Source organism: Sinomonas mesophila, assembly GCF_001999765.1.
Classification (GTDB): domain Bacteria; phylum Actinomycetota; class Actinomycetes; order Actinomycetales; family Micrococcaceae; genus Sinomonas; species Sinomonas mesophila.
Window position 1 is genome coordinate 384 of the sequence record NZ_KV908327.1, and the last position, 11,691, is coordinate 12,074.

Below are 11,691 nucleotides of genomic sequence, written 5' to 3' on the forward strand. Positions count from 1 at the left end.
GTCGTAGGTGTAGGTGGTGGCGCGGCCCTTGGTGTCGGTGGCCTTGGTGACCCTGCCGTCGGCGTCGTAGTCGACGGTCTCGTACTGCCCGGTGGGGTCGGTGGCCCTGATGGGCCGGCCGAGGGCGTCGTATTCGTACCGCCAGGTGAACTGGGCCGGATCCGCCCCGGCAGCGTTGCCCCGGGGGCTGGTCACGGCCGTGACCCGGCCAGCGGCGTCGTAGGCCATCGACTGGGCAGAGCCCAGCGGCGAGGTGGCCCGGGTCAGGTCCCCCTCGGCGCTGTACGCGAAGCCGGTGACGTTGCCGAGCGGGTCCGTGGCCGAGGTGACGTTCCCGGCCGCGTCATAGGCATAGGACTGGCTGAGGGTGCCGCCGGCGGGGTTGGGGCGGGTGAGCTGGGTGAGGTTGTCCGCCGCGTCGTAGCCGCGGGTGCTGGTGTAGCCGCGGGCGTTGACCGTGGTGGTGGGCAGGTGCGCGGTGTTGTACTCGCTGCGCACGGTCCCGGTGCTGCCCTGGAAGGTCTTCAGGTCCCCGGCCGGGCTGTAGGCCAGGGCGGTACGGGTGCCGTCGGCGGCGTAGGTGGCGGACAGGCGCAGCTGCGGGTCGTACTCGTAGCCCGTCGAGGCCCCGGTGGGGTCGACCCGGCGCAGCAGGACGTTGCCGACGTAGACGTCCTTCCACACCCCGCCCCTCGGGTCGGTCATCGTCGCCGTCGAGGTGGCCGGGTCCCAGCCGAAGACGGAGCGGTTGCCCAGACCGTCCCACTGCTCGCTCACCCGACCGGTGGCCGGGTCGTACGCCGTGCGCACCACCGTCCGCCCCGAAGGGGACGTGACCTCCGACAGCCTCCCACCGCCGTCGTAGGCGTAGACAGTCGTGCCCCCCGCGGCGTTCGTGGCCCCCGTCAGGAGACCCGCGGTGTAGGAGTAGGTGGTGGCCTGCCCGGCGGAGGTCTGCGCCCGGGTGATCCTCCCCGCGGCGGTGTCCCAGGTGAACGTGATCGACCTGCCCCCGTCGGTGACCGTGGTCAGCCGGCCCCCGGCGTCGTAGGCATAGGCGGGGCCGCGGCCCGAGGAGTCCGTGAGGGCGGTGAGCTTCCCGGAGGAGTCGAACACGTGGGTCAGGCCGGAGCGGGTCACGGCGGTGAAGGTCCCGTCCTGGTTCCGCACCAGCGATGCCGTGCCGCCGGGCGGGCCGGTGTAGCTGCCGTCGGCGTTCTCGGTGAAGAGCACGCGCTGGCCGGTGCCGGCCTTGAGCACGGCATCGTCCTCGCCCACGGTGAGGCGGATGTCGTACCCGAGGCTCCAGCCGCGCCCGAACGGCCCCTCGGCCGTGTCGGCCGAGGTGTAGAACCGGTTCACGGACAGGTTCCCGGTCACCGAGGCCATGCCCAGGTCCGTCTCGGTGTGGGTCAGGGCGCCGGTGGCGGTGTTGACCGGGTCGGCCATCGACCCGCTCGGCGCCACCGCGAACTCGGACCCTCCGTCGGGCCCATACAGCTGCCCCTCCGGTACCAGGCCGGCGTAGGTCCCGGTCCCGTTGATCCCGGCGGAGGGCATGGGCGGCGCCTCCGTCAGCGCCGGCAGGACCTTCGTGAAGTACCCCGTGATGCTCTGGTCATACTCGGCGTAGCACGCGCTGCCTGGGATCGAGGCGTGGGTCACATCGGGGATATACGTCGCGGTGTAGTCCCAGCAGCCCGAGGGCTCCGGGTCCACCACATGGCCCCACCAGTTCTCGGCCAGATCCTTTGGGTCCTGGGTTGTCCCCGAGTAGTTATAGACCCCCTGGTTCAGGGTGTTGCCTCTCAGGTCGAGCTGCTCCCGGGTTGCCCCTCCTGTGGCGTAGACGGGCTTTTCGACGTAGTTGTCGTAGAACTTCACCGATTTGGGCTGCATGAACTTGGCCGAGAAGGACGAGAGCGACGACTCGAAAACGTTCTCGGTGAAGGTCCCCGCGTCACCATTGAGTGCGCACTTGCTCTCGGAGAACCTGTTGTTGGCGACGCGGACCGTCCCGGTCCCCGGGGCAGTGCTCAGGCTCGAGTTCATCGCGTGCTTGAGGTCGCTGTTGGTCAGGGACAGCGACGCCGGACCTGTGACATTGACTGCCGCGGAGGCGTGGCAGACGCCCGAGACTCCTCCTCCGCCATACTGGACGATCGCCCGGTCGATGACCGACTGGGTCGTTGCTTTGTCGCTGAAGTAGATCTGGTACCAGTCACCGCGGGCCGGGGTCGTCGCCCCGCCGTCGCCGTTGGTGTCCCCGGCGATCGAGTCGTCCCGGTGGGAGGTGAAGACGACCGGCGCAGCAGGGGTCCCCAGGGCAGCCAACTGCCCATCCACGGTGATGCTCCCGTAGGAGTTGGAGGGGTTGCCGATCTTCACCACCACGCCGGGCTCGATCGTCAGCCTGACCCCGGCACCGACCTTGAGCGTGTCCTGGACCCAGTACGGCGATCCTGCCGTGGTCCAGGTGGTGTTCGCCGTGAGCGTCTGGCTCGTGATCACCGTCCCGGACGTTGCCTGCGCCACCGGGAGCGGACCCGCCAGGCCGATCAGGGCCACAGGCCCCACGCACGCTGCGACAACCGCCGTCAGAGCAACTCTGGCGGCCTTCCACACACGACGAAGACTCGGCTTCACGGTTCCCCCCAATGAACAGGCCAAGAAAGTTGGACGGAGCCTACGGTCGAAGTCCACGGGAAACCAGAGGTGGATTGAGCGGATGACTACTTGAATTTGGAAATCATGTACTCGATTTCAGACGTCACAGTTCATGAACATCGCGCCCAGATCCATTGATGCCACACTCTTTCGAGCCAAACCACGAACCCGGTCTCCGGCCCGACCATCGGGACCCGGCGGCAAGTGGGGTGATTGCGTGGCGGACGAGGCACACCTTGACCCACCAGCGACATGAGATGTCTGACCAGCCACCCGAACTCGGGTTCGTCGGATGGCGCTTTGCCGATGGCCGGGCCCACTCGGTTCTTCGATGGAGGCCACCTTGGAGGCGCCTGACCGTTCCGGACTAGATGAACCCCATGGGGTTCACCGTCTGGCCCCCGAGGAGTACCTCGAAGTGCAGGTGGCAGCCGGTGGAGGCCCCGGTGCTGCCCACCCCGGCGACCCGCTGCCCTATGGCCACGGCCTGACCGATGCTGACGCCGATGCTGGCCAGGTGGTTGTAGGTGGTCTTCAGGCCGTTCCCGTGGTCGATGACGATCCGGTTGCCCCCGCCGTAGGGATGCCAGCCGGCCTCGCTGACGGTCCCGGCGCCTGCGGCTAGGACCGGTGTGGAGCATCCGGCGCCGAAGTCGGCTCCGGTGTGCATCTCCGCCGCTCCCCCGAACGGGCTGGCCCGCGGGCCGAAGGGGGACGTCAGGCGCAGCTGGGCCAGCGGGGCGGCGAGGGCCTTTGCCGGCGGCGCGGGGGCTGAGGCCTTTCCGGCGGGCTCCACCGGTGCCGGCGCTGCGGCCGGGGCGGCCTCGCTGCCCACGCCGGAGCGCGGGAAGGTCAGCTCCTCCGAGCCTGCGACCACTGGGGCGGTCTGTGCGGCAGGGGCGGCGGCGGCCAGCTGGCCCTCATGAGGTTCGGCGGCCTGGCCGGCGCCGACCGCCGAGCCGAGGGCGACGACTCCCGCCGCGAGGGCCAACGACCCGGCGCGGGTGGGCATCTGGAACAGGCGGGAGAGTGGACGTGGGGCATCAGCGCGGCGACGGCCGCGCGGGCGTGCAGAAAGCATGAGTGGGCCTCTCGCGCCTGCGGAGTTAGCTGACGGGTTCGGCAGAGAGCTTGCCGGCGGCCATCCCTCGGTAGGGACGGGTCGCTTAACCCCTGCGCTCCGGCAGTCGAAGCGCGCTGGTTCCCCCGCCCCTGCCAGGACAACGCGATGAGCGGACCCGGCGGCAGGGCTCGGCGGACGGGACGCTGTGCGCCCCGGACTGGGCGACCCTTCCAGCGTAGGGGCCCCGATCCTTCGTTACAAATTCGTTACAGTCGTGCCCGGTGCCGACGGGCCCGGGCGGAATGTCCAGGATGTCCCGGCCGTTGGTGCTCTGGGGAGAGAGGGGCTCGACCTCCTCCGGCTCCGGAGCCCTGCCGAGCGCCCCATCTGAAGTGCACGGCCTCCACCACCACCGCCACGCCAAGGCCGTGGCGGTGGTCTCCCAAGGGGCTGCCGAGGCCTGCGACAACCTGCCAGACTGCCCCAGCACCAGGCCGGCGCCTCCTGCATCCCCGGGGCGCCTGCCCCGGCCGCCGGACCGGCGGCACTGCCCTACTCCACCCCGCCCGGTGCTGCGGCCGGAGCCATCCCGGAGGCCGCGCTGTACCGGGGCCCTCCGGCCGCCGCTCCTTCTCTGCACCAGCTCTCGATCAGCCGCACGTAGGCACGGGACCGCCCCCGGGCGGCCTCCCACGCCATGCGAAGAATCCGCGCGCGGCACTGCCGCGCGCTGAAAGAGAGCCCACACCACCATGAACCGCAAGCACGCACTCGCAGCCCTGGCCCTCTCCGCGGGGCTCGCCCTCGCTGGCTGCTCCTCCCCGGGCAGCATGCAGGGGATGGACCACGGCACCGCCTCAGGCACCCCCGCCACCGCCGCCGCTTCGGACTCGGCGTTCAACGACGCCGACGTGATGTTCGCGCAGATGATGATCCCGCACCATGAGCAGGCCGTGGAGATGTCCGACGCTCCTGGGCAAGACCGGCGTGGACGAACGCGTCACCGCGCTGGCGCAGAAGATCAAGGACGCCCAGCAGCCGGAGATCGAAACGCTCCGGTCCTGGCTGAGCGCCTGGGGCCAGCCGGCCGCCGCCCCCGCCGGGCACAGCATGGAGGGGATGATGAGCCAGGACGACATGGACAAGCTGCACTCCCTCGACGGCTCGGCAGCAGCCCAGCTGTTCCTGACCCAGATGATCGCCCACCACGAGGGTGCCATCTCGATGGCAGAGACCGAGGCCGGGCAGGGGAAGAACCCCGAGGCCGTCGCACTGGCCAAGAGCATCGCAGACTCCCAGTCGGCCGAGATCACCGAGATGAAGTCCCTCCTGTCCGCACTCTGACCAGCCCGGGAGCGGCCCTACACCCTGGGCCGCTCCCGGCATCCAAGCGGCAGGATGCGTGGCACCCTGTACACAAGAGCTCGGATCGTCGGGCGACGTGCAGTCAGGAGACACGATGGACAGCAGCCCCACTGGGCCTGGACCCACAGCGGCTGAAGGGCCCAACGCCGGCCCGGGACCGTACCGGCGACCGCCCGTGCCCCGATGGGTGAAGGTCTTCGCCGCGGTGTTCATCGCCGTCGTCGTGCTGCTGGTGGCCGTGGCCATCCTCAGCGGCGGCCAGCACGGCCCGGGGAGGCACATGTCGGCACCGGCATCCCCCAGCGTCTCAGCGGCGTTGGAGGCATGACTTGGTGCTGCCCCCTCTCTGGCGCAAGGCGACGCTGACGGTGCACGTGGCCTCCTCCGTCGGCTGGATCGGCGCGGTCGGTGCGTTCCTGGCCGTTGCCCTCGCCGCCGGCCCGAGCGGCGGGACGTTCGCGGCGCTGGAGGCCATCGGCCGGTTCGCCCTGGTACCGCTGAGCGTCGCAGCCCTGCTGACGGGCATCGTCCAGGCCCTGGGCACGGTCTGGGGCCTCGTGCGCCACTACTGGGTGCTGGCCAAGCTCGCGATCACCCTTCTGGCGGCCGCGGTGCTCATGATCTACATGCCCACCCTCACCGAACTGCGCCGGATGGCCGAGTCTCCGGCCGCCCAAGACGTGTCCGCGGCCTCCCCCATCCTGCACGCCTCGGCCGCCCTGGCTGTTCTCCTTATCGCCCTGGGGCTCTCCGTCTTCAAACCCAAGGGGCCGACAGGCCTCGGAGCCAGACGCCCCTAGCCACCGTCCGTGAACCGGCTCGGCCTCCGACCGCCCGGTTCTCTTCGAAGATCTGGAGCAAGATTGCCACGCATCCCTGCCTTCGCCCGCGCTGCCGCCGCCCCGGTGCTCGTCCTCGCGCTCGCCGGCTGCGGCGCCCCCTCCGGCGGCACAGTCGGCACTCAGAGCGCGGCGGCCCCGCTGACGGCCCATGCCCACGGCGTCTACGCCGCGCCCGACGGCAGCACCGTGCTCGTGGCCACCCACAACGGGCTCTACGACTACACCCGGGACGCCCCGACCCTGATCGGCGAGGCCAACGACTACATGGGCTTCACCGGTGACGCCTCGGCCCTCTATGCCTCCGGCCACCCCGGCCCCGGCTCATCCCTGCCCAACCCCCTCGGCCTGATGCGCTCCACCGATGGGGGAAGGACCTGGGAACGGCTCTCCAACCAAGGACTCTCGGACTTCCACGCCCTAGCAGTCACCCAGACAGGAGTGGTCGGATACGACGGGCAGCTCAAGGCCAGCACCGACCTGAAGGCCTGGACCCCCATCGGCGACGGGCTGGAACCCGCCGTCCTCACAGGCCGGGCCGACACCCCCACCGTCCTGGCCACCACGGTAGAGGGCATCCAGCGCTCCGATGATGCCGGAAGGACCTGGGCGCTCGTCTCCGGATCCCCCGTGATCCAGTTCGCGGCCCTCGCGTCACCCACAATGGCGGCAGGCATCGCCCCGGATGGAACCGTGTACACCAGTGCCGACGCCGGGACCACGTGGAAACGGGCGGGGAAGGTCGACGGCCGCGTCCAGGCCATGACCGCCACCGCCGACGCCTCGGGCGGGATCACGGTCTGGGCCGCCACCGCCCAGGGACTGCTCGTCTCCTCTGACGGAGGGAAATCCTTCGAGCCCTACGCGCCCCGGGGCTGACTCGGGCACGCCGACCGGCGATGGCCTCCCCGGCGGCGCCGGCGCGGCGATAGGGTGAGCGCATGTCAACGACGACGAACAGCACCCACGACCTCGACGTCCTCATCGTGGGGGGCGGCATCGCGGGCCTCTCGCTCGCGGCCGAGCTCGCCGGGCGGTGCCGCGTAGCGCTCGTCGAGGCCGAGCCCACGCTCGCGTATCACACGTCCTCGCGCTCGGCCCAGCAGCTCATCCCCAGCTTCGGTCCGGCGCCGGTGCAGGAGCTCACGCGGCGCACCCTGGCGCGGCTCGTCGCGGAGGGGGGCTACGTGGCGGACGCCGGGGGCCCGAGGCTCGCGTGGCCCAGCCGATTCATGCTCGTGGGCACCCCCGAGGACGTCGACTGCGAGTCGCACGGCGGCATGCAGGCCCTGAGCCCGGGCCAAGCGCGCGCCCTCGTGCCGCAGCTGCGGCCGGGCGCGTTCGAGGCGGCCGCCCTCGACACCGAGTCCGTCCGGACCGACGCGCCCGCCCTCCTGGCCCACCACGAGTCCCGGGCCCGGGCCGCCGGCGCCATGATCTCCCTCGGCAGCCCCGTGCACACGGCCCAGCGAGTGGGCGGCGGCTGGCTCGTCGGGGCCGGCGCGGAGGGCTTCCACGCGACGAATGTCGTCAACGCGGCGGGGGCGTGGGCGGACGACGTCGCGGTGCTCTTCGGCGTCGAGCGCCTCGGCCTGCAGCCCTACCGGCGCACGGCCGCGCTCGTGAGCCTCGCCGAGCCGCTCGACCCCGACACCCCGATGGTCGCCGCCGCGGACGGCACGTGGTACTTCCGCCCCGACGAGGCCGGCGCCCTCGTGTCCCCGTCCGAGGCCGAGCCCAGCCGCGCCGAGGACGCGTCGCCGAGGCCTGGGGACGTCGAGCGCACGCTCGAGCGCATCGCGCGGGTCGTGGACCTGCCCGTGACGGGGATCGTGCGCGCGTGGACCGGACTGCGGACCTCCTGCGCGGACGGCCTCCCGGTGGTCGGCTTCGACCCCGAGGCGCCCGGCTTCTTCTGGCTCGCGGGGCAGGGCGGCTACGGCTTCCAGACCTCCTCCGCCCTTGCCGAGGACGCCGCAGGGCAGCTCCTCGCGGGGCCCGAGGCCCTCCGCAGCGGCAGCTATCCGGTATCCAAGACAGATCGGGCCCTCGACCCGCACCGGCTCTCCGTGCGGAGCCAGAGGATCGGAGGGTGAGCACCTCAACCCTCCTCATCGACAACATCTCGGAGCTGTCCACCCAGCACCTCACGGGCGAGGCGAGCCCCGCTGGCCCTGCCCCCGGCGGGGATCTCGCGGGCGTGCTGCGGGAGGCCGCCGTCGTCCTCGAGGGCGAGAGGATCGCGTGGGTGGGCCCGTCGGCCTCCGCCCCCGCCGCCGACGACCGGTTCGACGCCGCCGGCCGCGCCGCGCTGCCCGGCTGGGTCGACTCGCACTCCCACCTCGTCTTCGCGGGCGACCGCACGGCCGAGTTCGAGGCCCGCATGGCCGGCCAGGCGTATGCCGCTGGCGGGATCGGGGTCACGACGGCGGCGACGCGGTCCGCGTCCGACGGCGAGCTCCGGCGCCTGCTCGCCGCGCGCGTCGCGGAGGCGGCCACCGGGGGGACGACGTACCTCGAGACGAAGACGGGGTACGGGCTCGACGTCGAGCACGAGCGGCGCAGTGCCGCCCTCGCCGCCGAGTTCGCCGACGAGGCCACGTACCTCGGCGCGCACCTCGTCCCGGCCGGCGTGGACGCCGAGGAGTACACGGACCTCGTGTGCGGGCCGATGCTCGAGGCAGTGCTTCCGCACGTGCGCTGGGCCGACGTGTTCTGCGAGACCGGCGCCTTCACCGAGGAGCAATCCCGCCGGGTCCTGCTTGCGTGCCGGGAGGCCGGGCTGGGTCTGCGCGTGCACGGCAACCAGCTCGGGCCCGGCCCGGGGGTGCGGCTCGCCGTCGAGGTCGGGGCCGCTAGCGTGGACCACGTGAACTTCCTCGACGACGGCGACGTCGAAGCGCTCGCGGACAGCTGGGCTGGGTGGGGCGGCCCGTCGTCGTCCGAGGGCGCGGGCACCGTGGCGACCGTCCTGCCCGCGTGCGACCTCTCGACGCGCGCCCCGCTCGCCCCCGCCCGGCGCCTGCTCGACGCGGGCGTGCAGATCGCGATCGCCTCGAACTGCAACCCCGGCACGAGCTACACGAGCTCGGTCGCGTTCTGCGTCACGACCGCCGTCCTGCAGATGGGCCTCTCCGTCCAGGAGGCCGTGCGGGCCGCGACGTTCGGCGGGGCGCTCGCCCTGCGCCGGCACGTCGGCGAGGACTCGGACGGGCGGCGCGCGGTGGGCTCGATCGCCGTCGGCCACCGCGCCGACCTCCAGCTCCTCGACGCGCCCTCGGCCACGCACCTGGCCTACCGGCCGGGCATGCCGCTCACGCACGCCGTGTGGAGGGCGGGGCAGCGGGTCCGCTAGCCCCTTCACGACCCGGGGTCACGTCCCTGCGATGCGGGGTCATGTCCCTGCGATGCGGGGTCAGTGTCGCGGCGCCGCCGTGAGCACCGTGTCCTCCGGGGTGCGCTCGAGCCATTGGGTGAACGGCGGGTCCAGCACATAGTGCCCGTCGGGCTCGCGCACGAGCGTGTGGACGCCCGCGTTGTGGGGGTTGTTGAGCGACTCGAAGTACTCCACGGTCCAGTGGAACCAGCGCATGCACAGCAGGCGCATCGTCAGGCCATGGGTCAGTAGGATGGTGTTGGGCGCGTAGTCGGGCTTCTCCCAGTGCCGATACAGGGTCTCCATGAAGCTCGAGACCCGGTCGTAGACGTCCGAACCCGACTCGCCCTCGCGGAAGCGGTAGAAGAAGTGCCCGTACGAGTCCCTGAGCCTGCGCTGCTCCTCGATCTCCTCGGGCGCCTGGAAGTTCGCCCAGTCCTGCTCGCGCAGCCGCGGCTCCTCGATGATGCGCTCCGCCAGGTCTCCGATGCCGAGGGCCTCGAGGGTCTGGTGCGCCCGGAGGTAGGGGGAGACGTAGACGCACGCCCGCTCGCCCGCGAGCTGCTCGCGGACGTGCCTCCCGGCCTCGCGCGCCTGGGCTCTGCCGAGCTCGGTCAGCGGGATCCGGTAGTCGGGCACGCGCTCGTAGATGCTCGTGTCAACATTCGCGGCCGACTGGCCGTGCCGCACCATGATGATCTGCCGGGGCGCGCTCATGGAACCCCAGCGTAGGGCAGGCTCCCAGCGCGGGAGGGGAGAATGGGCGCATGCCCGAAGCACCCGCCGTCGTCCGCTCCACCGCCCGCACGCGCTGGCGCGCCCAGCTCCTGATCGTCCTGGGCCTCTCGCTCGGCCAGTCCGCCGTGTACTCCATGGTCCAGCTGCTCGACAAGGCCACGCGCGCGCCGCTCGCGCAGGGCACGTCCACGCTCAACCGGTCGCTCAACGAGCGCGAGTACTTCGACCTCACCTACCAGCTGCTCGACATCGCCTTCGCGCTCGTGCCGGTCGCCCTCGTGCTGTACCTCGTGTGGGACGAGGCGTCGCGCCGGGCGGCCGCCCCGCTGCGCTGGACAGCGCCGTTCGGCCGGCTCGGGCTCGACGGCGCGCAGCCGGGCCGCGATTGGATGTGGGGAGCGGGGCTCTTCCTCGCGATCGGGCTCCCATCGCTCGGGCTCTACTGGGCCGGGCGGGCCCTCGGGATCACGACGGCGATCATCCCGAGCGGCCTCGACGCGCACTGGTGGACCGTGCCGGTGCTGATCCTCTCGGCGCTGCGGCATGCGGTGCTGGAGGAGGTCGTCGTCGTGGCGTTCCTGCTCGGCTGGCTGCGGCGGCTCGGCTGGAGCACGACGGCGGCGATCGCCGCGAGCGCGCTGCTGCGCGGCAGCTACCACCTCTACCAGGGCATCGGCCCGTTCGTGGGCAACGCCCTCATGGGGCTCGTGTTCTGCTGGGCCTACCGGCGGTACGGGCGGGTCATGCCGCTCGTGATCGCCCACGCGCTCCTCGACATCGTGGCGTTCGTGGGCTTCAGCGTCGCAGGCCAGGCCATGGGCCTGGGGTGAGATCTGGCCGCTCAACGAGAGTGACGTGACCCCTCAACGGGAAGGCCCCGTTGAGGGGTCATGTCCCCTCGCTTGAGTGGTCAGATCGTGACCGGGCCGTCCGCCGTCTCGAAGGTGACGCTCATGATGCCGGGCGTGCCCTTCGGGGCGACCCACTCGACGTCGACGTCCTCGAGCGGCTTCTCGACCGGCTCGCCGAGCCACTCCGTCACGCGCTCGGCCGAGCCGGCGATCGTGAGCTTGCTGACCTTGACGGTGGCCGGGTAGGCGTTCGACGGGTGGAGCGTCGGGTCGCCCTCCCACTTGAGCATGTACGGGACCTGAGGGTCGGCGATGAGCCCCAGGATGCCGATCTGCTTCCACACGAGCTCGCGCCCGTCCGGGAACTTGCGGTTCCCGGGGACGGCCTCGCGTCCGAGGCGCTCCTCGAACGGCGCGAGGTCCTGGACCTCGACGCACCATCCCATCCAGCCGCCGCCGGCTGCCGAGCGGGCGCGGACAGCCTGGCCGAACGGCGCCTTGTCCGACGCCGGGTGGTCCAGGACCTCGACGACCTCGAGGTAGTGGTGGTCCGTGAGGGGGATGATCATGTTGCGGGTACCGAAACGCGGGTGGACCCCGCCCTTGACGGCCTCGACTCCGAGGGCGTTGGCGATCCGCTCCGTGGTGGCCAGCAGACCGTCCGCTTCGCAGGCATAAGAAACATGGTCCATACGCATATCGTCATGGTGCCACTTTGTGACCAGTGCCTCAGCTTAGGGTGGGCTAACTTCTGCGGCGGGGCAGAGCGCCTCCCACCGGCACCGGCACGAA

General features: G+C 71.6%; 11 protein-coding genes and 1 riboswitch. Of the genes, 7 read left to right on the top strand and 4 right to left on the bottom strand.

Going from position 1 to position 11,691, the window contains the following annotated elements; translation table 11 throughout:
* The coding region (locus tag BV907_RS18800; protein ID WP_245827843.1) for a DUF6531 domain-containing protein at positions 1-2,568 on the bottom strand (2,568 nt) is incomplete at its 3' end.
* A 466-nt stretch (positions 2,569-3,034) separates the two neighbouring features.
* Positions 3,035-3,679: a M23 family metallopeptidase gene (locus tag BV907_RS07520; protein WP_139346662.1), complete on the bottom strand. Its 645-nt coding sequence runs from the start codon at positions 3,677-3,679 to the stop codon at positions 3,035-3,037.
* Between the two features lie 72 nt (positions 3,680-3,751).
* A riboswitch (cyclic di-AMP (ydaO/yuaA leader) is annotated at positions 3,752-3,905 on the bottom strand.
* 767 nt (positions 3,906-4,672) lie between these two features.
* Between BV907_RS07520 and BV907_RS07525 the strand changes: the two genes are divergently transcribed.
* From BV907_RS07525 to BV907_RS07545, 6 genes are all read left to right on the top strand, one after another.
* The gene (locus tag BV907_RS07525; RefSeq protein WP_342745529.1) at positions 4,673-5,074 is read left to right on the top strand and encodes a DUF305 domain-containing protein; all 402 of its coding nucleotides are present in this window, start codon (positions 4,673-4,675) and stop codon (positions 5,072-5,074) included.
* Between the two features lie 196 nt (positions 5,075-5,270).
* Positions 5,271-5,423 carry a hypothetical protein gene (locus BV907_RS18805; RefSeq protein WP_175637409.1) on the top strand — a complete coding sequence of 51 codons (153 nt, stop codon included), beginning with the start codon at positions 5,271-5,273 and terminating at the stop codon, positions 5,421-5,423.
* A gap of 1 nt (position 5,424) precedes the next feature.
* The gene (locus tag BV907_RS07530; RefSeq protein ID WP_217697901.1) at positions 5,425-5,895 is read left to right on the top strand and encodes a DUF2269 domain-containing protein; all 471 of its coding nucleotides are present in this window, start codon (positions 5,425-5,427) and stop codon (positions 5,893-5,895) included.
* Positions 5,896-5,958: 63 nt separating this feature from the next.
* On the top strand, positions 5,959-6,813 hold the full coding sequence (locus tag BV907_RS07535; protein ID WP_077489117.1) for a F510_1955 family glycosylhydrolase: 855 nt from the start codon (positions 5,959-5,961) through the stop codon (positions 6,811-6,813).
* A gap of 62 nt (positions 6,814-6,875) precedes the next feature.
* Positions 6,876-8,030: an NAD(P)/FAD-dependent oxidoreductase gene (locus BV907_RS07540; protein WP_077489118.1), complete on the top strand. Its 1,155-nt coding sequence runs from the start codon at positions 6,876-6,878 to the stop codon at positions 8,028-8,030.
* Positions 8,027-9,289, top strand: coding sequence for an amidohydrolase family protein (locus BV907_RS07545; protein WP_077489119.1), 1,263 nt, complete (start codon positions 8,027-8,029; stop codon positions 9,287-9,289). Before BV907_RS07540 ends, BV907_RS07545 begins: the two co-directional genes overlap by 4 nt.
* A 60-nt stretch (positions 9,290-9,349) precedes the next feature.
* Here BV907_RS07545 and BV907_RS07550 read toward each other — a convergent pair whose 3' ends face one another.
* Positions 9,350-10,027 (bottom strand): histidine phosphatase family protein, encoded by a 678-nt coding sequence (locus BV907_RS07550; RefSeq protein ID WP_077489120.1) that lies wholly within the window; start codon positions 10,025-10,027, stop codon positions 9,350-9,352.
* A gap of 50 nt (positions 10,028-10,077) precedes the next feature.
* Here BV907_RS07550 and BV907_RS07555 point away from each other — a divergent pair, with 50 nt between their 5' ends.
* Positions 10,078-10,878, top strand: coding sequence for a CPBP family intramembrane glutamic endopeptidase (locus BV907_RS07555; protein ID WP_077489121.1), 801 nt, complete (start codon positions 10,078-10,080; stop codon positions 10,876-10,878).
* Between the two features lie 80 nt (positions 10,879-10,958).
* Here the strand turns inward: BV907_RS07555 and BV907_RS07560 are convergent, their stop codons facing one another.
* The gene (locus BV907_RS07560) at positions 10,959-11,597 is read right to left on the bottom strand and encodes a VOC family protein (protein WP_077489122.1); all 639 of its coding nucleotides are present in this window, start codon (positions 11,595-11,597) and stop codon (positions 10,959-10,961) included.
* Between the last annotated feature and the right edge of the window lie 94 nt (positions 11,598-11,691).